The 19558-nt window shown below is 57.1% G+C and carries 17 protein-coding genes and 1 pseudogene; 5 read left to right on the top strand and 13 right to left on the bottom strand.

What is annotated here, in order from left to right:
* Positions 1 to 95: 95 nt before the first annotated feature.
* The 3 genes and pseudogenes from QZ725_RS09805 to opgC form a co-directional block, all read left to right on the top strand.
* Positions 96 to 1142, top strand: a pseudogene (locus QZ725_RS09805) (MFS transporter); the annotation flags it as partial.
* Between the two features lie 162 nt (positions 1143 to 1304).
* Positions 1305 to 2504 carry an MFS transporter gene (locus QZ725_RS09800; protein WP_293779031.1) on the top strand — a complete coding sequence of 400 codons (1200 nt, stop codon included), beginning with the start codon at positions 1305 to 1307 and terminating at the stop codon, positions 2502 to 2504.
* Positions 2505 to 2701: 197 nt separating this feature from the next.
* Positions 2702 to 3820, top strand: coding sequence for an OpgC domain-containing protein (gene opgC, locus QZ725_RS09795; protein ID WP_293779011.1), 1119 nt, complete (start codon positions 2702 to 2704; stop codon positions 3818 to 3820).
* A 6-nt stretch (positions 3821 to 3826) separates the two neighbouring features.
* Here the strand turns inward: opgC and QZ725_RS09790 are convergent, their stop codons facing one another.
* From QZ725_RS09790 to QZ725_RS09770, 5 genes are all read right to left on the bottom strand, one after another.
* Complete coding sequence (locus QZ725_RS09790) at positions 3827 to 5083, bottom strand: acyl-CoA dehydrogenase family protein (protein WP_293779009.1); 1257 nt, start codon at positions 5081 to 5083, stop codon at positions 3827 to 3829.
* A 35-nt stretch (positions 5084 to 5118) separates the two neighbouring features.
* Complete coding sequence (locus QZ725_RS09785; RefSeq protein ID WP_293779007.1) at positions 5119 to 6072, bottom strand: aliphatic sulfonate ABC transporter substrate-binding protein; 954 nt, start codon at positions 6070 to 6072, stop codon at positions 5119 to 5121.
* A gap of 61 nt (positions 6073 to 6133) precedes the next feature.
* Positions 6134 to 6868, bottom strand: a complete 735-nt coding sequence (locus QZ725_RS09780) for an ABC transporter ATP-binding protein (RefSeq protein ID WP_293779005.1) — start codon at positions 6866 to 6868, stop codon at positions 6134 to 6136.
* A gap of 10 nt (positions 6869 to 6878) precedes the next feature.
* Complete coding sequence (locus QZ725_RS09775; protein ID WP_293779003.1) at positions 6879 to 7784, bottom strand: ABC transporter permease; 906 nt, start codon at positions 7782 to 7784, stop codon at positions 6879 to 6881.
* 43 nt (positions 7785 to 7827) lie between these two features.
* On the bottom strand, positions 7828 to 8826 hold the full coding sequence (locus QZ725_RS09770) for an aliphatic sulfonate ABC transporter substrate-binding protein (protein WP_293779001.1): 999 nt from the start codon (positions 8824 to 8826) through the stop codon (positions 7828 to 7830).
* Positions 8827 to 9162: 336 nt separating this feature from the next.
* Here QZ725_RS09770 and fumC point away from each other — a divergent pair, with 336 nt between their 5' ends.
* Positions 9163 to 10548: a class II fumarate hydratase gene (gene fumC / locus QZ725_RS09765; protein ID WP_293778999.1), complete on the top strand. Its 1386-nt coding sequence runs from the start codon at positions 9163 to 9165 to the stop codon at positions 10546 to 10548.
* A gap of 99 nt (positions 10549 to 10647) precedes the next feature.
* On the opposite strand, the gene QZ725_RS09760 is transcribed toward fumC, so the two are convergent.
* From QZ725_RS09760 to QZ725_RS09745, 4 genes are all read right to left on the bottom strand, one after another.
* Positions 10648 to 10914, bottom strand: a complete 267-nt coding sequence (locus QZ725_RS09760; RefSeq protein ID WP_293778997.1) for a GlsB/YeaQ/YmgE family stress response membrane protein — start codon at positions 10912 to 10914, stop codon at positions 10648 to 10650.
* Positions 10915 to 11032: 118 nt separating this feature from the next.
* The gene (locus QZ725_RS09755; protein ID WP_293778995.1) at positions 11033 to 11584 is read right to left on the bottom strand and encodes a hypothetical protein; all 552 of its coding nucleotides are present in this window, start codon (positions 11582 to 11584) and stop codon (positions 11033 to 11035) included.
* Between the two features lie 82 nt (positions 11585 to 11666).
* Positions 11667 to 11885 carry a CsbD family protein gene (locus QZ725_RS09750; RefSeq protein WP_293778993.1) on the bottom strand — a complete coding sequence of 73 codons (219 nt, stop codon included), beginning with the start codon at positions 11883 to 11885 and terminating at the stop codon, positions 11667 to 11669.
* A 244-nt stretch (positions 11886 to 12129) separates the two neighbouring features.
* Positions 12130 to 13068 (bottom strand): YihY/virulence factor BrkB family protein, encoded by a 939-nt coding sequence (locus QZ725_RS09745; RefSeq protein WP_293778991.1) that lies wholly within the window; start codon positions 13066 to 13068, stop codon positions 12130 to 12132.
* A gap of 650 nt (positions 13069 to 13718) precedes the next feature.
* On the opposite strand from QZ725_RS09745, the gene QZ725_RS09740 reads away from it, so the two are divergent.
* Entirely contained in the window at positions 13719 to 15743 is a 2025-nt protein-coding gene (locus tag QZ725_RS09740) for a PAS domain-containing protein (protein ID WP_293778989.1), read from the top strand.
* A 72-nt stretch (positions 15744 to 15815) separates the two neighbouring features.
* Here QZ725_RS09740 and QZ725_RS09735 read toward each other — a convergent pair whose 3' ends face one another.
* The 4 genes from QZ725_RS09735 to QZ725_RS09720 all read right to left on the bottom strand — a co-directional run bounded on the left by QZ725_RS09735 (position 15816) and on the right by QZ725_RS09720 (position 19541).
* The gene (locus QZ725_RS09735; protein ID WP_293778987.1) at positions 15816 to 16292 is read right to left on the bottom strand and encodes a response regulator; all 477 of its coding nucleotides are present in this window, start codon (positions 16290 to 16292) and stop codon (positions 15816 to 15818) included.
* Between the two features lie 59 nt (positions 16293 to 16351).
* Complete coding sequence (locus tag QZ725_RS09730; RefSeq protein WP_293778985.1) at positions 16352 to 16984, bottom strand: response regulator transcription factor; 633 nt, start codon at positions 16982 to 16984, stop codon at positions 16352 to 16354.
* 32 nt (positions 16985 to 17016) lie between these two features.
* Complete coding sequence (locus tag QZ725_RS09725) at positions 17017 to 18129, bottom strand: sigma-54 dependent transcriptional regulator (protein ID WP_293778983.1); 1113 nt, start codon at positions 18127 to 18129, stop codon at positions 17017 to 17019.
* 302 nt (positions 18130 to 18431) lie between these two features.
* Positions 18432 to 19541, bottom strand: a complete 1110-nt coding sequence (locus QZ725_RS09720) for a YbdK family carboxylate-amine ligase (RefSeq protein ID WP_293778981.1) — start codon at positions 19539 to 19541, stop codon at positions 18432 to 18434.
* Positions 19542 to 19558 lie beyond the last annotated feature (17 nt).

The following is a 19558-nucleotide window of genomic DNA, read 5'->3' as shown; positions in this document are numbered from 1 at the left end:
TACGTAGAGATAAATTTTGCGGTAGTATCACATCTTGATATCTCGACGTAGAGATACTTTATCTGCTTGTATTGTGTTCATCAAGGTCGTTTGACATGGCATCCGCATCCCACGAGCGTTCTTCGGGTACTTCGCTGTTCTGGTTTTCGGTCGCGATTATCGTGATCGGGCTGAACCTGCGTCCTGCTCTGGCCACCATTGGTCCCTTGCTGGACGAAATGCGTATTGCCAACGGTCTTGGCAATACGGGAGCGAGCCTGCTGACGACGATTCCTGTAGTACTGATGGGCTTGTGCGGCTTGATGGCAGGGCGCTTGCGGCAATGGCTGGGCGTGAGTCGCGGCATCCTGTATGGCTTGCTGGCGATTGCGGCGGCCTGTGCGGTGCGTCTTGCTCATCCCGCTGCCAGCACGATGGTGCTGACGGCAGTCGCGGCCGGTCTGGGAATCGCCGTGGTGCAGGCCTTGTTGCCTGTGTTGATCCGCCAGCATTACGCGCAGCGTGCCGGCAACGCGATGGGTTTCTATACCACGGCCATTATGGGTGGCGCGCTGATTGCTGGTGTCAGTGCACCGCGTATTGCGCTCGAAAGCGACTGGGCATTCGCTTTCGGTATCTGGGCCTTGCCTGCGCTGTTTGCCGTGTTGCTCTGGTGGCTGCTACGCGTGGCCGAACCGACTGCAACACCGTCATCGGCACAGGTATCGCCTTCCTTGCTGCGAGTGCCGCGTGCCTGGTTGCTGATGCTGTTTTTCGGTCTGGGAACAGGCGCCTATGCGCTGGTGCTCGCATGGTTGCCGCCTTATTACACCGCTCTGGGCTGGACGCCTTCCGAAGCCGGTTCGCTACTGGGCGTGGTGACATTTGCGGAAGTCGCAGTCGGGCTTGCCGTTTCGACCTGGATCGATCGGCTGCGTGATCGCCGCATTGCGTTGCATGCCGCCATCACTTCCTTGCTGCTTGCACTGGGTTTGCTAATTGCGATGCCGATTGCTGCGGCATGGCCGATGGCGGTATTGCTTGGTTTGGGGATCGGTGCGCTATTCCCGCTTTCGCTGATCGTGGCAATGGATCACGCCGATACACCGCAACGAGCAGGTGAGATCGTTGCCTTCGCGCAGGGTGGCGGTTACATCCTCGCTGCCTTGTTTCCTTTCGTTGCCGGGCTGGTACGGCAATACGCCGATGACTTGCGTTACGCATGGATGCTGATGGCCGTGGGTGCCGTCATCATGTTTGTCATGGCACAGCGTTTTGCGCCAGACCGCTGTCATCTGCATGGCGCAGTCAAAAAAGGGCACAGCATGACATCTTCCACTGCATCGCCGTTGCGTCACGAACATCTGGGTACGGCGGCACTGCTGCTGATGTCGGTTGCGTGCGGCTTGTGCGCGGGCGGTAACTATTTCAACCAGCCGCTGCTGCATTCGATCGCCGCGAGTTTCCAGATCAGCGACGCCACGGCTGCCTTGACGGTGACGGTGGCACAAGTCGCCTATGCTTGTGGCTTGCTGTTGCTGGTGCCCTTGGGTGACAAACTGGAGCGCCGCAGTCTGGTGGTGTTTCTGATGTTATTGACGGCGGCCGGCCAGTTCATCAGCGGCTTCACGCATGAGATCGGTTTGCTATTCGCCGGCATCGTCATGGCGGGCCTGTTTTCGGTCGCGGCTCAGATTCTGGTACCGATGGCCGCTACCTTGTCCGACCCTGCACGCAGCGGGCGTGCCGTGGGTATCGTCATGAGTGGTTTGCTGATCGGTATTCTGGCAGCGCGTAGTGTGGCCGGCTTGTTGTCCGGGCTGGGTGGCTGGCATACCGTGTATCGCGCGGCGGGCGTGGCAATGCTGCTGGTCGCCTTATTGTTGTGGCGCGTATTGCCGCGTTCACGCAATCCGGTTGCCACGAGTTACGTGCAGATATTACTGTCCATGCTGCAATTGATTCGGTCCTTGCCGCGTTTGCGCAGCCGCTCGCTGATTGGCGGCCTGGCGTTTGCGTCGGTGAGTGCGCTGTTTTCAACAATGGCCTTGTTGCTGTCGGGGCCGGAATATGGGCTGGGCGATGCGCAGATCGGTCTGGTCGGACTGATCGGTGTTGCCGGCGCGTTGATGGCGAATGTTGCTGGACGCTTGTCCGACCGTGGATGGGATAGGCAGACCAGCACGGTGTGCGCCGCATTGCTGCTGGCAAGTTGGGGGGCATTGTGGCTGGGTGGGCACAGCCTCTTGTGGTTCCTGCTCGGCATGCTGCTGATTGATCTCGCGCTGCAAGGTTTGCATCTGTGCAATCAGCAAATCGTCTATCGTTTGCAGCCGGAAGCGCGCTCGCGCATCAATGCGGTCTACATGACGAGTTACTTCATCGGTGCAGCGCTGGGCTCGGCAGCCGGCTCACTCGCCTGGCATGTTGGCGGCTGGAGTGCGATCTGTGCAACCGGCGCCTTGCTGGCCGTGCTGACCGGGCTGGTGTTGTGGCGTGATCATCGACTTGCGCTGACGGCATGATTGCTGCACGAGGGCAAGACATCATGTTGCAATATGCCTCGTGAATACGGTTGTTAATCAATTGGCATGAACTTCGTCGGAAACCTTGCGGTCTACCAGACTCGCCGCCTGTTCTGGCCTTGTCTGAACGCGCATGTGTTTCACCCGTCGGCTTGCTCGGCGCAGTTTTCCGCAGTTCCATTTCCACGATGAACGATATGGCAAGACGCCGCTGGGAGCTCGATGCTCTGCGCGGCCTGATGCTGGTCCTCATGTTTGCGACCCATCTTCCCACCAAATACAGCATTGGCCTCGGACAACCTTTGGGTTTCGTTTCCGCAGCTGAGGGTTTTGTGATTCTGTCCGCTTTCATGGCCGGCATGATCAATACGCGCAAGGCCGAGAAACATGGCATTGCCTCGATGCGCCGTTCCTTTTTGCGGCGTGCGCTGGAAGTCTATGGCTGTCATGTTGCCTGCCTGCTGCTGCTATTCACATTGATTGCCACACTGGGCTTGGTGTTCCACCGTGATGAGTTCGTCAATTACCTCGGCTTTTATCTGAGCCAACCGTTGACGGGTTTGTGGGCCGGCATATTGTTGATCTATAACCCGCCACTCCTCGACATCCTGCCGTTGTACGTGATGTTGCTGCTCGTCAGTCCTTTCATTCTTTCGCATGGCATACAGCATGGTTGGCGTGGCATCTTCGTGATCAGCACATTGCTGTGGTTCGTTTCGCAGTTCGAGTTTTCTGCCTGGCTTTATCAGGGATTGGTCATGCTGACGGGCTTGCCGGTGCCATTCAATGAAACAGGCTCGTTCGAAACCTTTGCCTGGCAATTTCTCTGGGTGTTCGGTTTATGGCTCGGTTCGCTCGATGCACGTGGCGTATTGCGCGAGCGCAAGCCGTTTCCGCGCGGGGTGGTCATTGCGGCCTTGCTGACCGCAGCAATCTTCTTTATCTGGCGTCACATCGTGGGACAGGTGCCTTTCGGCGAGAACGAAGCCTTGAATGCCTTGCAGGACAAATGGCATCTCGGCCCGTTGCGCATGCTGAATTTCTTCGCGCTGCTGATCCTGATCCTGCATTACGGTGAACGCATGCGTCAGTCGGTGCCACGCTTGCGCATGTTCGAGGTCATGGGCGCGGCATCCTTGCCGGTGTTTTGCGTTCATCTGGTGATGGTGTTGCTGGCGCTGGCGCTGCTGGGGCAGAACATGGATCACCGCAATGATCTGGGCGATCTGCTGCTGTTGATGGGCGGCCTGTTCGGCCTTTATCTAGTGGCGAAGTTTGCGCTGGGCATGAAGCACAAACCTGCCTTGCCGACATGATGCTGTCTACGAATAGATCGATGGCGTTGGCACTTCACCGCTTAATACCCACTGGCCGACATCCTTGAGCTTGTAATCGAGCGAGTCGTGCAGCGTATGCACGCGTACATTGCGCCAGAAGCGGTCGAAGCCGTATTTGGCTGCCGTGGCGCGTGCGCCCATCACTTCAAAAATCTTCGATGTGATGTCGAGTGCGGCACGCGCTGCAGCAATCTTGGCTTCGTAAATCGTGACCGCCAATGCGCCACGCTCTTCTGCCGTCAGCGCGTCGCCGCGTTCCCATGCCTGTTGCAGATCGCGCGCAGCAGCTTCTGCCAGTGCAATTGCACCGCGCAAGGCAATCCATAAGTCCCCGTAATGCTGTTGCGTAAAGGGATCGTCGATGGCACGTTGCACGCCCGATGTGAACCACGGCCGCCCTTGTTCATGCGTGTAATGCCAGGCATTCAGCAAGGCACCTTGCGCGTTGCCAATGTAGATTTCGATCAGGATCAATTGCGAGACCAGCGTGCGCAAGGTGGCGCGCGGTGTACCGGCCGTGCCCGGCGGGCCCAGCACTTCATGCGGCTCCACCCGCACCTTGTCGAAGCTGACGGAACCGCTATCAGTCTGGCGCTGGCCCAGATTGTCCCAATCGTCATGCACGGTGATGCCGGCACGACTGGTCGGGATAGACAGGAACACGCGGTCGGCAGGGTCGGCCGAGCGGGGGGCGGTGACATTGATGATGTCCGAGCCGGTAGCGCCCGAGCAGAACGACTTGATGCCATTGAGTTCGAAATGTGCGGGATCGTCAGTCTGTGCTTCGCGCCATGTCAGTGTGGTGCGATGGTCGAGTCCGTTGGTTGCATTGCCCCAGAACCAGCGTTCACTCACTGTCTTGCCGAGATAGTGCTGCTTTTGCTCGGGGTTGCCGAACAGGTTGACGCTGGCAACTTGCAGATGCTGAAAACCGAACAGATGGGCAAGCGAACTGTCGACTTCGGCAAAGCGCCGGATGATACGATAGATGGTTGGCCACGGGGCTTCTTCGCCACCGAAGGCCGCCGGTACCGCAAGCGTCAGCAAGCCGCTTTCCCGCAGGGCTTGCCGTTCGGCCCAGGCCGTGCCGCCATTGTGGTCACGCTCGACAGCCGTCAGCGCGAGTGCGGACGCAGCCTGTTCAACCGCTTCGGTCCACGGGCCGAAATCACGCTTGAACAGATGTGTGGGTTCGACTACCGGCGCAGCCTGTCGTTCGTTGAGTTTCAGTAACTGGCCCATGGCGATAACTCCTGTTGTTTCAAGAAAGTGTGCGATTAGAACACCGGTACATTGGTGGCATCGACGCGTTTCGGTAGCAGGCCTTCGCCCAGGAAGGCATCGGCAATCTTTTGTTGCTCACCAAGGCCGTTGGGTGCCACGCTGCGCACGAGGTAGCTACGGCGTGCATTGGCCTGTTCCACCGTGGCGGCATCCAGTCCCCAGACAGGTGCCAGCAATGCCGCGGCCTCCTGCGGTGACTGCTTGACCCATTTGCCGGTTTCCTGCAACGACGTCACGATGGTTTTCACGATGTCGGGGCGGGCCTTGGCGAACGGTGTGGACGCGAGGTAGTAGCGCTGGTAATCCGCCAGATTGCGACCGTCCGCCAATACGCGCACTTTCGACTGTCGTTCGACGGCGGCGAGGAAGGGATCCCAGATCACCCACGCATCGATGGCATTGCGCTCGAAGGCCGCGCGACCGTCAGCCGGTGCCAGATAGGCTTGTTGCACATCCTTGAGCGAAAGACCGGCCTTTTCCAGTGCGGCTATTAGCAGATAGTGCGCGCCTGCTGCCTTGGCAAAACCGACGCGCTTGCCGCGCAGATCGGCAATTGTCTTGATCGGCGAATCGGCCTTGACGACGATGGCTTGTGCACTTGGCGATGGTGCTTCCTGTGCGATGTAGGTTAGTTGTGCGCCGGCTGCTTGTGCGAAGACCGGCACCGTATCGGCCACGTCTGCCGAGACATCGACGGCACCGACATTGAGCGCTTCCAGCAAGGGCAGGCCGCTGGCGAATTCATGCCAGGTGACCTTGACGCCGAGCGCGCCGAGTTTCTGTTCGAGTGTGCCGCGTGTCTTGAGCACGGTGATCAGTGTCGAGGACTTCTGATAGCCGATGCGGACGGTATCCGGCGTCTTCTGCGCATGTACGGATGTGGTTGCGAGCGGGGCGAGTGCCAGCAGCGCGAGCAGCGTGCGGCGGATGGAACGGCGGGTATTCACTTGTTGCTCCCTGAAGGTGTGTTTGCCATAACGGCATGGAATGAGAAAAATGGTTGAAGCATCAGATGGCGTGTATGTCTTCCAGCACATCGAGGATGCTGTCACGCGCATGTGCCAGTGCGTCTTCGTGGCGATTGCGTGGCCGTGCAATGCCAACAGGCAGTTCGTCGATGATTTCGCCCTGACCCATGATCAGTACGCGGTCGCTCAGATAGGCCGCTTCATCGATATCGTGCGTGACCAGCAGCACGGCAAAGCCATGTTCGGCGGCAAGTTTCAGCAGCAGATCCTGCAGGCGCATGCGGGTAAAGGCATCGACCGCCGAAAACGGTTCATCAAGCAATAGCAGTCGCGGTTGTCCGTAAAGGCCGCGTGCGATGGCGGCACGCTGTGCCATGCCGCCTGACAAGTGCTTGGGCAAGGCATCGATCGCATCGATCAGGCCGACTTCCTGTAACAGCGTGCGAATACGTCCTTCCTGATTTGCCGGGCTGGTCGTGCCGCGATTGAAGCCGACATTTTCGGCAACCGTCAGCCATGGCAACAGCCGTGGTTCCTGAAAGATCAGGCCGATCTCCTGATTCACGCCATCCAGCGGTTTGCCGTGCAGAGCGATGCGTCCGTCGAACTGACGATCCAGCCCAGCGATCAGACGCAGCAAGGTACTCTTGCCGCAGCCCGACTTGCCGACCAGACTGACGACTTCGCCTGCATCCAGCGACAGCGAGACATTCTGCAAAACGGCGCGTTCGCCGAAATGTTTGGCGTCGATGTGCAGATCGAGAAGGGCGCTCATGGTTCTTTCCTCATGCCGATCGCGTGGCCAGTGAGTCGGACCACGACAGCTTGCGTACTTCCAGCCACTTGAGCAGGCTATCGGTGAGTTTGCCGAGCAGTGCCAGCAGCAGGATCGCGGCCAGGACGACATCGGGACGGCTGGTTTCACGTCCATCGGTTAGCAGATAGCCGATACCGCGCGTGGCGGCGATCAGTTCGGCCGCGACGAGGAACATCCACGCCAGCGACAGACCATTGCGCAAGCCCGTGAACAGGCTGGGCAAGGCAGCCGGCAATACGATGCGGCGTGCCAGTGCTAACGGTGACAGCGCATACATCTCGCCGAGCTCGATCAATTTGCGATCGACGTTACGGATACCGGAAACCAGACCGAGATAAACGGGAAAGAAGGCACCGATGGCGATCAGCGTGATCTTGGGTGTTTCATCGATACCGAACCACAGCAGCAGCAAAGGTACCCACGCCAGACTCGGAATCGCCCGCAGCGCCTGGAAGGTCGGATCGAAGAAGGCTTCGACCTGCCGGTTCAATCCGACCAGCAGACCGAATGCGATGGCCAAGAGCGCACCAATTACATAACCGGACACCACGCGCGTGGTGCTGGCAGTGATGTGGCCAAGCAGCCCCTGATCGAGCAACGCTGCCAGAGTCTGGATAATTTCGGACGGCGGCGGCAACAGACGCGCTTCGACCCAGCCGATGTGCGCGGCCAATTCGGCGAAGGCGAACAGCGAAACCGGCAGTACCAGCCCCAACCAACCCAGATGGCGGCGCGCTGGCTTTTGCCGGATCACGCGATCATTGGCGGCATCTTCGCTACGCGGCTTGTGCGTCGCAAGCGAAGCCGCCGATGCGCCGGCGACGCTGGCTTGCGGCGTGAACGAAGGAAGGGAAAGCGAGGAAGGGCGAGACATGGCAGTTCCTTTATGGCCGATGTGTCAGGTCGCGTTGCACTTATCAAGCCGGCTTGCGCACGACGATGCCTTGCACGAAACGCGGATCGATCAAGGCATCGATGACGTTGTTGACATCGGTGCCGCGCTTGACGAGGTCTTCCTGCAACAGGATGGGGGCTGCCGCTTTCAGTGCATCGCTATGCTCGCGTCCGATCACCGGATTGGAAAAATCGGTGCGGTTGAGCTGTACCTTGGCAACGGCCAGAGAGATCTTTGCTTCTTCCGCCTGAATCTGCGATGCCTCCTTGGGGTTGGCAAGAATCCACAAACGCGTGCGTTCATACGCGGCGATGACCTGCTTGACGGTGTCCGGATACTTGCTGGCAAAGTCTTCCCGTACATTCAGGAAGCCATAGGTGTTGAATGCGACATTGCGATACAGCAGGCGCGAGTTGGCTTGCAATTCGCTGGCTGCCATGTGCGGATCGAGTCCGGCCCAGGCATCGACGCGGCCACTTTCCAGCGCGGCGCGACCATCGGCGTGTTGCAGGTGGACGATCTCGACATCTTTCTTGCTCAGGCCATTGAGCTTGAGGGTACGCAACAGGAAGAGATAAGGATCGGTGCCCTTGGTCGCGGCGATTTTCTTGCCTTTCAACTGCGCGACTGACGTGATCGGCGAATCTTTCGGTACCAGCAATGCCGTCCATTCGGGACGTGAATACACATAGATACTCTTGATCGGATTGCCATTGGCTCGTGACAGAACGGCGGCAAGCCCGGCCGTACTACCAAAATCGATGCTGCTGGCCGACAGATATTCGAGCGCACGATTACTGCCTTGCGATAAGGTCCATTTCACGCTGATGTTGGCTGGCTTGAGTGCTTCTTCGAGCCAGCCGAATTTTTTCAGCACCAGACTGGTCGGAGAGTAATACGCATAATCGAGTCGCACTTCCTGCGGTTGGGTAGAGGTGGAAAAGGCTGGCAGGGCAATGCCCTGCGTCAGACCGGCCAGTGAAACCAGTGAAGTCTTGCGAAGAAATGCTCTGCGATTCATGTTCTGCCTTCTCGAGTAGCGATACGAGCGCTTATGTATGTGGCGGCTGCATCAGCGTTGGAAAACGGCAGTGGTGAGCGAGACTCGTAACCACTGCGGATGTTGTAAGCGAACAAGAGTAGCGATGGCGAACCGGCATGTGAACGAATCTCTTCGCGCATGCATTCGCGTATTTTGCATAAGGCGCGATGCGCATAAGCGCATGCAAAAAACGCATTTGGCGGGTGCAGTCGATATCCCCATTCGTGGCGGGGATGCTGACGATGTGCGATGACTTTTGCGCTAGCATGCATTGATACGGAGCAGCAGCGTCAACCGATCAGACAAGGAGATGTCATGAATACCCGAATCGAACGCGATACCTTCGGTCCCATGGAGGTGGAAAGTGCGCGCCTGTGGGGCGCCCAGACGCAGCGTTCACTGCATCATTTCCACATTTCGACCGAACGCATGCCGCCCGAGCTGATTACTGCATTGGCAGAGGTCAAGCGTGCTGCGGCTGTCGTCAACAAGACGCTGGGGCGGCTCGATGAGAAGCGTGCCGATGCCATTATTGCTGCCGCAGATGAGGTGATTGCCGGGCAGCATCCGCAGGAATTTCCGCTGGCGGTCTGGCAAACCGGCTCGGGCACGCAAAGCAACATGAACATGAATGAGGTGCTGGCCAATCGTGCGTCCGAGTTACTGGGGGGCGAACGTGGAGAAAAACGCACGATTCATCCGAACGATCACGTCAATCTCGGGCAGTCGTCCAACGATATATTCCCGACCGCCATCTATGTGGCTGCTGCCTTGTCGGTAGCACGTCTGTTGCCGGCGGTGAGTGCCTTGCGTGCCACGCTGGAAGACAAGGCGGAGGCGTTTGCCGACATCGTCAAGATCGGACGCACGCATTTGCAGGATGCGACGCCACTGACGCTGGGCCAGGAATTTTCGGGCTATGTCGCCCAGCTCGACCAGGCGCACTACACGATCACGGTTTTGCATCCGCTTCTGTTCGAACTGGCCGCGGGTGGTACGGCGGTGGGCACCGGCTTGAATACGCATGCCGAATTCGGCGATCGTGTGGCTGTGGAATTGTCGAGCCGTACCGGTTTGAATTTCCGTAGTGCCGGAAACAAGTTCGCCGCCTTGGCTGCACACGACGGATTGGTTGCCGTGCATGGCGCCATGAAAACGCTGGCCGCAGCGATGATGAAGATTGCCAATGATGTGCGCTGGCTGGCTTCCGGGCCGCGTTCCGGTCTGGGCGAACTGAGCATTCCTGAAAACGAACCCGGCAGTTCGATCATGCCGGGCAAGGTCAATCCGACGCAAAGCGAAGCCATCACCATGCTCTGCTGCCAGGTTTTCGGCAACGATGTCGCCATCAATATTGGCGGTGCCTCCGGCAACTTCGAACTGAATGTGTTCAAGCCGCTGCTGGCCCACAATTTTCTGCAAAGCGCGCGTATGTTGACCGACGGTATCCACAGTTTCGATGCACATTGTGCGCAGGGCATCACGGCCAATCGCGATCGCATTGCCGATCTGATGGCGCGTTCGCTGATGCTGGTGACGGCGTTGGCTCCCCATATCGGTTACGACAAGGCAGCACAGATTGCCAAGAAGGCGCACAAGGAAGGCAATAACCTGAAAGAGACGGCGGTTGCCTCAGGTTGGGTGACGGCAGAAGAGTTCGATCAATGGGTGCGACCGGAAGACATGATTCATCCGGAATGATGACCGGCGTTTCAGATAGCACGTCATCGGCAGGGGAACGCAGCGAACGATTTTTCGCTGCTTGTCGCTGCTTCGTGATTCAGCTAGCGCTAGCCGCCTTCAGTCAGCGGCATCCTGCGTATGCAGGACATGCACGATGGCGAGCAGGATCAGGGCGCCGCCTACGGCGGAAATCATGTTTGTTTCATCGAACGCAGCGACCACACCTTGCGGTTCGAATACGGGGCCGAGCAGCCAGCCGCCAAGTACCGCGCCGGACATGCCGGTCAGCAGGTTCAATGTGACATCGGCGCGTGAATGTGCGGTGGGAACGGCGAGCATGGCACCGAGTGCCAGACCAGTGGCAATACACAGAATCAGTGGCATGGTAAGACTCCTTGCAGCGCATCGCTGCTGAAAAAAACGACCCCACCGGCAATGCCAAGCGGGGTCGTTCCGTTTGTTGCTATCGCGTGCCAGAGATCAGCTTGCGATTGGCATCAAATTAACGCTTGTCGTTGGCAGCGCCGATGCAACGCGATTTGGCTTCACCGCTCAGTGCATCGCACTTTTCTTTCTCTACCTTGATCATGGCGTCTTTCTTGTCTTCCGCTGCATCCTTGCGTGCTTCCGACACTTTGCGTGCTGCTTTGGCATCGGCTACGGCAGCTTCATGCTTAGCCTTGGCTTCTTTTTCGCACACGTCTTTTGGATTGCCGCTCAGGTCATCGCATTTTTCCTTGGCGACTTTGTAGTCGGCATCAGCGATGTCTTTACGTGCGCTTTGCAGTGCTTTGTCCGTACCTTTGTAGGCAGCTTCGGATTCGGCTACGGTGCGGGTGTGGGCAGCTTTGGCTTCTGCCTTGCAGACGTCCTTGGCATTGCCGCTCATCTTGTCGCATTCAGCCTTGGCTGCTTTTTCATCGGCATCTGCGCGTTTTTTCGTGGCGTCGTAGTCAGCCTTGGTCACTTTGCCTTGGTGATTGTCAGCGTGCGAAGTTGCCATGAAACCGAAGCTTGCGGAGGCAATGATGAGCATGGAGAGCGTTTTTTTCATGATAGTCGTCCTTTTTTAGTTGGTTTGATTTGCCTGAGCGATGAAATACGGCCTTGTGAGCCGGTTACTACGGGTACTGCGATTACTTGAAGCGCGGATCGTCGCCGTTACGTGCTTCGAAATCCTTGATTTGCTTTTCAGCTTCGTCCTTGCTGACGCCATAGGCTTCCTGAATCTTGCCGGCGAGTTGATCGCGTTTGCCTGCGATGACGTCGAGATGATCGTCGGTGAGCTTGCCCCATTGCTCCTTGACGTTACCCTTGAGTTGTTTCCAGTTACCTTCGACGATGTCCCAGTTCATGCTTTTCTCCTTCCAGTTCTTTTCATGGCGGCAAAATGCCTGCGTGACACTATGCAATCACTGGGCCAGGTTTTTAATCATTTAAAAACAATGACTTACAATTTTTCTTTGGGCTTTGTGTAAATATTGCAGAACGGATTGCAAGCGCTACATGTGGGAAAAAAGGAAGGCTTTGCAGGATAAGCAGCGACATCGTTGTCAGTGCGCGCGATGCGTGCGCATGCTGTGATGCAAGGAGGTGGGTTCAGGTTTGCTGGTTGCCGCAGGCGGCCGAATCGGCATGTGCGTGCGCATCGTTCCGCAAGGTGCCGAACCAGAGTGCGTACTGGCGTGTGAAGCTGGCACCAAGGAAAAAAATTTGCGCCGAGTAGTAGACCCACATCAGCAATGCCACGAGTGAGCCGGCAGCGCCGTAACTGTTGGCGATACCGCTGTTGCCCAGATAGACGCCGATCAGATATTTGCCGAGGATGAACAGCGCAGCGGTGCCGAGCGCGCCGATCATCACGTCGCGCCACGACAGCTTGATCTGCGGCAGCGTCTTGTAGATGACGGCAAACAGGATCGCAATCACGCAGTAGGAAAGCAGATTGGCCAATGGCCACAGATAGATGGCGGTTTCCTGCCACAAGCCGTTCCAGTATCGCTGGATCAGCGCCAGCCCGGCGCTGATGACGAGCGACACCAGCAACAGGAAAGTCAGCACCATCACCATGCCGAAAGACAGCAGGCGTACCTTGAGTACCTCGCGCAGCCCTGCCTGGCGTGCGATCGGCACATGCCAGAGTTCATCGAGACTGTCCTTGAGTTCGGCAAAGATGGTAGTGGTGCCGACGATCAGCACACCGGTCGCGATGAGGGTGGCGATGAAGCCGGCATCGCGGTTCTGTGCATGCGTAAGCAGCATTTCAATCGCCTGCGCGCCGGTCGGACCAACCAGGCTGGTCAATTGCGCAAAGATCTCGCCGCGTGCAGCTTGCGGGCCGAAGAATGCGCTTGCCACCGCAACGGCCAGTACGAGGATGGGCGCCATCGAGAAGAGCGTGTAGAACGCCACGGCTGCGCCCTTGCTGCCGCCGCGCAGTGCAAACCATTCCGTGATCGAGCAGACGGCAACAATGCGCATACGCCGCCAGACGGAGAGTGTGCTTGCTGTATCGGCAGTCGCGGAAGAGTGTGCCATGACGATTCCATTCAGAGGACGCGAACAAGCTGGCGTCATGTTGAAAAGACTGATGCGCAAGGGAAAAGTTGCGTCGGCACTGACTTGGGAGCTTGGCCCATAGCTTGATCAGCAGGATGCCATCTTTCTTGCTTTCCTACATCTTGACGGGCGTTCGGCCTATAGAGGCGCGCCTTGCTGGCTGCTAGGATCGAAGCGTTTCTGAAATGCATTGTCGGCGTTGCGCCGCCAGGGTATGAGGATTGACGCAAAACATGAAAGGAGAATCGTCATGGGAAAATACTTCATCGCATGGTTGCTCGGTGTACCGGCTTTTGTCCTGGTGCTGATCTACCTGATTTTTTGATGTTTCAGTTTTCGAAAAAGGAAAAGTCCGCTGCGGCGGACTTTTTCATTTCTTCTGGGTTTTGAGGAATTTCCCTTACCAGAGGAATTCAAGAATCGGTCCTTCTTGCGCATCTCCGTGTCATGCGTTCGACTGCGGTAGCGTGAATCCTGTGTTCTTACGCAAGGTTTTGCTGCATTTCCATAAAAAAGACGCAAGACGGATGCATGTCCTCGTCAAAAAGTGGACAATGCTCAAGGTTGTTCATACTCCAGTCGCACTTGTTTTTCACAGGTAGCTGGTCTCATTTGCCGGAGTTTCCAACATGTTCCGATTGCTCGGATATCGTGCGCTGTATGCGCCGCTGCTGGCGGCCTGTTTTCTGGCTGTCATCGGCTTGACCTCCATCGTCAACGCCCAGCAGCAATACTGGATTCTGGAGTATCCGGTGGCCGATTTCGTGCCGATGAATCCCAATACCGGTCTGGCTCTTGTGCTTGTCAGCATGGCGCTCGCATTGCGTTCGATGCGTTTCCCCAGCAGAGTGGTGAAGGCGGGGGCATCGATGCTGGCATCGATTTTCTCGGTTGCCGTCATCGCGGCAGGCACGCTGGCGCTGTTGCGTGAATTGTTCAATGTGCAGATTGGCGAAGATTATGTGATCTCTGCCATGCAGGCGTCGATGCAAGGCGCGAACATCGTTCCGCTCGCGGCAGCCGGCTTCGTGCTGGCAGGAAGCTGCCTGCTGTTCATCGATTACCGTACGCCTTCCAATCACTATCCTGCTGAATACAGCGCTGTCATTCTCGGGGCTGTGATGAGCGTCCCGCTGATCGGGCATATCTATCATGTGATTTCTTTCAGCGACACAATCACCACGCGTGATGTCGCACCGATGACCTCCATTGCTTTCGTGGTACTGGCCCTTGGGATTCTGGCAGCAAGGCCTGGGCATCGTTTGATGAGTTTGTGGAACAGCCAGTCGCCTGGCGGGCCATTGCTGCGTCGCCTGTTACCCAATAGCCTGCTGTTATTGATCGTGCTCGATTTTCTGGTCAAGTGGGGCGCGCAGCATGGCTTCTATCATGCCGACAAGACCTCGCCCATTCTGATTCTGTTGGCCAGTTCGCTCTTGTTCATCATGTTTTGTCGTACGGCGAACTTGCTGAACCGCGAGCACGAAGTGCGTCAGCAGGGGGAAGAGGCTCTGGCCGAGAGTAATGCGTTGCTGCGCGCCGTCAGCGACAACACGCCGGATGCCATTTTCGTCAAGGATCGCGCAGGCCACATGATCTTCGCCAATCCTGCCAAGTTGCGCTTGCTGGGCAAGGAAAGTGATGAAGTCATCGGTTTCCGCAGTCAGGAACTGTATATCGATAGTGAAGATGCCAATCGTGTCATGCATGAGGATCGGCTCGTGCTGGAAAGCGGTGTGGCGCAGGTATTCGAAACCACCACGCATTTTCCCTCCGGCATGCGCACCCTGCATTCGACCAAGGCGCCGTGGCTCAATGCCAAGGGCGAGATCATGGGCTTGGTCGGCATCAGTGTCGACATCACGGATCGCAAGCGCATCGAAGACGCCTTGAAGGCGCACGAAACGCAACTCGAAGCATTGGTCGCATCGCGCACGGCGGAGGTGAATGAACTGATCGGCCACCTTGAAACCACGCGGGAAGAAGAGAAGAAGGCCATCGCCCGTGAATTGCATGACGATCTGGGTTCGGCCCTGACGGCGCTGAACATGCATCTCTCGCTGATTTCACAGCAGATGCCGGACGAGCCGAAATTCACCGAACGCATGGCCAAGATCAAGACCTTGCTGACCTCCATTACGACCGCAACGCGCCGCATCCAGAATGGCTTGCGTCCCGACAAGCTCGACGTATTCGGGATCAAGGTGGCGATCGCCGAGCAGGCGCTGGAGTTCGAGAAGTATTCCGGTATCAGTTGTGAGGCCAGTCTGCCGGACGACAATCTGGCTTATGCGCCGCGTGTCGATATTGCACTGTTCCGCATGGTGCAGGAATCGCTCAACAATATCGCCAAGCATGCACAGGCTTCGCACGTGGACATCATCCTCGACGACACGGATGATGAAATCATTCTGCATATTCGCGATGACGGTATCGGGATTGCGCCCGATCGCCTCACTGATGTCATGACGCATGGATTGCGTGGCATGCGTGAGCGGGCAACTTACCTGGGCGGCGCCGTCAACATTCGTAATGCGCCGAATGGCGGGACCCTGATTTCGGCGATCATTCCGAAGATTCCGGCCAATATGCGCTATGAAAACGGTGTGGATCTGGCCGGGGAGCTGGAAGAAAGGCAGGACGGTGTGCTGTAAGGCAGCACCGTGCTAACGCTGATGCATGCTGAAGCTTGAGGAAAAAGGAAGACGGTATAAGACTGCGACGCCTCAGGCGCGGGAACCGGAACGTCCGTCTCTTCCTGGAAGAGCGTTGGCGTCACGGCATTCCTGGCGTGCAGCGGTTTCTTGCAAAAGGGCGAATAGCTGCGGGAATTCGGACGTCTTGTCATAGAAGTGGTTGACGCCGTACTGCCGCCCCACACGGCGGAACACTTCACTGGCATTGTTGCTGCAGATGATTTTGAGCGCAGCAGCGAATTTGGTGTTATCTGCAATATTGCGCAGCAGATTGATGCCATTGCCCTTCTTGAGCTGGATATCGACGATCAGAATGTCGAAGGTATCGGCTTGCAGGCGCGAGAGCGCCTCGTCTTCTGACTCCGCCATGCCGGCGACCGTCAGGCCTTCGATCATGGCCATGTTCTCGACCATCAGATCACGAATTTCCAGAGAGTCTTCCACCAGAAAAACCCGTAGCGGATGATCGCAATGTGCCATGTTCAGTTTATTGATCGTGTCGTTCATAGTGTTGCCGCTTCTGCGTTCCTGCTTGCCCTTCGATGCTGACCGGATGCTTGTCTTGATCAGTCGATCAGATTTTGCTTGATGGCGTAATAGATGATGCCCGCATTGTTTTCCATATTCATCTTCTGCAATACGCGGGCGCGGTAGGTACTGACCGTCTTGACGCTCAGGCAAAGATCTTCGGCAATCTTGGTGACGCCATGCCCTTGGCACAGCTTGTAGAAGATTTCGTATTCACGTTTGGACAGCGTTTCGTGCAATGGCTTTTCGGTATTGGCATCCAGTTCGGTCGTCAGCAATTCGGCGACGGCGTGGCTGATGTACTTGTGGCCGCGCAAAATAGTCTGGATCGCATTGACCAGTTCATCGGCCAGTGCTTCCTTCTGGACGTAACCGCTGGCGCCGCTGCGCAGAATCTGCACGGCATAGCGGCTTTCCGGATGCATGCTCAGAATCAGCACCGGCAGATTGGGTTTTTCCCGCTTGATCTGCTTGAGCACTTCCACACCGCTCTTGTCGGGCATGTTGATGTCGAGCAGGACGATGTCGTATTCCTGCGAGCGGATCATGCGGATGGCTTCCTGCGCAGTGCCTGCTTCGCCTTCGATTTTCATGTCCGGCACTTGCGAGATGAAGTGCTGGACACCGGCCCGGACTACTGCGTGGTCATCGACTACCAGAATTTTGATCATTGTCGTGATGTGAGGTGAGGTTTGAGCAGATGTCAGTTACGCGCCTGTACGCCGTATGGCCGTGCATGTGCGATGGCATCTTGCAGAAACAACTTCGATTGATATTCGTTCAATCGATTGTAAAGGGTTTTCAAACTCACGCCCAATACCTCTGCAGTCATGGTTTTATTGCCGCCACAGTGGTCTAGTGTGGCGCAAATCAGTTGCTGTTCGGCTTCGGCGAGTTTGCAGCCCAGCGGTACGGTCACCGACTCGCTGGAGGATTCGCTGACGGCCGGTACGGCCTTCATCGGGCCCAGTGCAGCGGCGATGTCCAGCTCGCGATCGGCCAGGATAAAGGCACGGTGCACGATGTTCTTGAGTTCGCGCACATTGCCAGGCCAGGCATAGCTTTGCATCAGACGCAGTGAAGCACGCGAGAAAACCTTTTTGCCATCTTCCTCGTCGTTGAGCTGTTCGAGAAAGAGATTGGCCAGCAGCGAGATATCGTTGCCGCGCTCGCGCAGGGCCGGCATGCAGATGGGGAAGACAGCCAGACGGTAGTAGAGGTCGCTGCGCAACAAGCCGGCTGCGACTGCTTCGGCAGGGTCGCGGTTGGTGGCGGCGACCACGCGCACGCGTACTTCGGTTTCTTCATCGGCACCAATCCGATAGAAGCGATTGGTTTCGAGTACGCGCAGCAGCTTGACCTGCATGTCCAGCGACATTTCCGTGACTTCATCGAGAAACAGCGTGCCGCCGTCGGCGCGTTCGAAGCAGCCCTTTTGCATGCGGATGGCGCCCGTAAAGCTGCCGCGTTCATGGCCGAACAATTCGGCTTCGATCAGTTGCGGGGAAACCGCGCCGCAGTTGAGGGCGACAAACGGTTTGTCATTGTTACGTCCCATCTGATGGATGACGTTGGCCACCAACTCCTTGCCAGTACCGCTTTCGCCGACGATGAGAACGTTGGCATTGGTTGGTGCGACCTTGCCGATCATGCGGAACAATTGCAGCATGGGTTCTGACGCCCCATACAGTTTGCCGCAGCGTTGCAGCACATTGTCCATGTCCGGCAGAGGTCTCTCGTGCAGAGACGGTCGAGTTTGCGCATCCAGCATCGGCAGGCCGACGACATTGCCACAAACATTCAATCCGTTCGACATGGGTTTCTCCTCTGAAAACAAGCTGTATTTTTTACAGGGAAGATTGTCTGTCGGGTGTCCATATTGCTGAATCGGTGCTTCACCAATTGTGATGTAGGATTATCCCTACAAAACAACACTGCTGTCGGGCTGTCAGCGAATGCAGTGCGGAGGAGCGCTTGATATGACGGAAAAAATGTCGATGGCAGTATTTGCCAGCTCGCTGTTATCTGCCGCCGTCCACATGATCCACTTCAGCGTTCTCTCGTTTTTGCATGACGGTAGAGCACGATGTTTCTTGATCGCAAGTGGAAATATGGCGTTTATTTGCCCATCCATACGTTGCTCTGCTGGCGCACAACGTCGGACAGTGAGCCGCTCTTCTCATAACTGGCGCGCAGCCACGTGGCGTCGCCCTGGGTCTGAATGCGCTGACGCAGCAGGGTGATGGCATCGCCGGTGCCCAGTGCGTCGGCTGCGTCGGCAATCAGGTCGAAAGTGTGCAGGATATCGTCCTGAATCGAGGATTGCGTGCCCGTGATCGGATTGATGAACGCCCCGTGCAGGCCAAAGCGGCAAGCCTGGAATCGATTGTACGAATAGGTCAGATACGTTTCCTGGGCAGGATGCAGATCACGGTTGTCCATGAAGTATTTGCTCAGGGTTTGCGCATAAGCGGCGAGCGCTACGGCCGTTTCGATCGACAGCGGCGTATCGCAGACGCGAATCTCGACGGTTCCGTATTCCGGCTTGGGGCGCAAGTCCCAGTAAAAATCCTTCATGCTGGCAACGATCCTCAGACTCGACATCTTGGCGAAATACGCATTGAAGCCGGCCCAGTCGCAGATGAAAGGCATGTAGCCACTCAAGGGGAAGGCATTGATGCTGGTCAGTCGTGAGGACTGGAAGGTGGTATCCACACCTTGGTAGAACGGTGAGGAGGCCGACAGCGTGATGAAGTGCGGAATCGTGCGCGACAACAGATGCGACAGTCGCATCGCTTCATCGCCACTCGGGCAACCGATGTGAATATGCTGGCCATATACGGTGAACTGCTTGGCCAGATAGCCATAGAGATCGGAGACGAGGCGATAGCGGTCGGTCGGATAGATGCGCTGGTCTTCCCAATGCTGGAACGGATGCGCACCACCGCCGGCAAGGCCGAGGTTGAGCTTGTCGGCGGCATTGACGAGCAGTTTGCGCATCTCGATCAGCTCGGCCAGCATCGCGTGGTGATCGGTGTGCACGGACGTCGCGATCTCGATCATGCTTTCGGTGATCTCGGGCTTGATGTCGTAGCCGTGCTCGGTGCGATTGATGATCTCCAGCAGATCGTCGGAACCGCGCGTGAGGTTGTAGTCGCGGCGGTTGACGATTTGCAGTTCGAGTTCGACACCCATGGTCAACGGTGTCGAGTTGTTGAATTCCAGCATGCGTTTTTCCTTGATCC

The sequence above is a fragment of the uncultured Oxalicibacterium sp. genome (assembly GCF_913776015.1).
Classification (GTDB): Bacteria; Pseudomonadota; Gammaproteobacteria; order Burkholderiales; family Burkholderiaceae_D; genus Oxalicibacterium.
This window is presented reverse-complemented; position numbering and strand designations above follow the sequence as displayed.

What these genes read in the sequence shown, in the direction of transcription:
- QZ725_RS09800 (WP_293779031.1), top strand. Translation starts at nt 1,305, where the DNA reads ATGACATCTTCCACTGCATCGCCGTTGCGTCACGAACATCTGGGTACG.
- opgC (WP_293779011.1), top strand. Translation starts at nt 2,702, where the DNA reads ATGGCAAGACGCCGCTGGGAGCTCGATGCTCTGCGCGGCCTGATGCTG.
- QZ725_RS09790 (WP_293779009.1), bottom strand. Translation starts at nt 5,083, where the DNA reads ATGGGCCAGTTACTGAAACTCAACGAACGACAGGCTGCGCCGGTAGTC.
- QZ725_RS09780 (WP_293779005.1), bottom strand. Translation starts at nt 6,868, where the DNA reads ATGAGCGCCCTTCTCGATCTGCACATCGACGCCAAACATTTCGGCGAA.
- QZ725_RS09775 (WP_293779003.1), bottom strand. Translation starts at nt 7,784, where the DNA reads ATGTCTCGCCCTTCCTCGCTTTCCCTTCCTTCGTTCACGCCGCAAGCC.
- QZ725_RS09770 (WP_293779001.1), bottom strand. Translation starts at nt 8,826, where the DNA reads ATGAATCGCAGAGCATTTCTTCGCAAGACTTCACTGGTTTCACTGGCC.
- fumC (WP_293778999.1), top strand. Translation starts at nt 9,163, where the DNA reads ATGAATACCCGAATCGAACGCGATACCTTCGGTCCCATGGAGGTGGAA.
- QZ725_RS09760 (WP_293778997.1), bottom strand. Translation starts at nt 10,914, where the DNA reads ATGCCACTGATTCTGTGTATTGCCACTGGTCTGGCACTCGGTGCCATG.
- QZ725_RS09755 (WP_293778995.1), bottom strand. Translation starts at nt 11,584, where the DNA reads ATGAAAAAAACGCTCTCCATGCTCATCATTGCCTCCGCAAGCTTCGGT.
- QZ725_RS09750 (WP_293778993.1), bottom strand. Translation starts at nt 11,885, where the DNA reads ATGAACTGGGACATCGTCGAAGGTAACTGGAAACAACTCAAGGGTAAC.
- QZ725_RS09745 (WP_293778991.1), bottom strand. Translation starts at nt 13,068, where the DNA reads ATGGCACACTCTTCCGCGACTGCCGATACAGCAAGCACACTCTCCGTC.
- QZ725_RS09740 (WP_293778989.1), top strand. Translation starts at nt 13,719, where the DNA reads ATGTTCCGATTGCTCGGATATCGTGCGCTGTATGCGCCGCTGCTGGCG.
- QZ725_RS09735 (WP_293778987.1), bottom strand. Translation starts at nt 16,292, where the DNA reads ATGAACGACACGATCAATAAACTGAACATGGCACATTGCGATCATCCG.
- QZ725_RS09730 (WP_293778985.1), bottom strand. Translation starts at nt 16,984, where the DNA reads ATGATCAAAATTCTGGTAGTCGATGACCACGCAGTAGTCCGGGCCGGT.
- QZ725_RS09725 (WP_293778983.1), bottom strand. Translation starts at nt 18,129, where the DNA reads ATGTCGAACGGATTGAATGTTTGTGGCAATGTCGTCGGCCTGCCGATG.
- QZ725_RS09720 (WP_293778981.1), bottom strand. Translation starts at nt 19,541, where the DNA reads ATGCTGGAATTCAACAACTCGACACCGTTGACCATGGGTGTCGAACTC.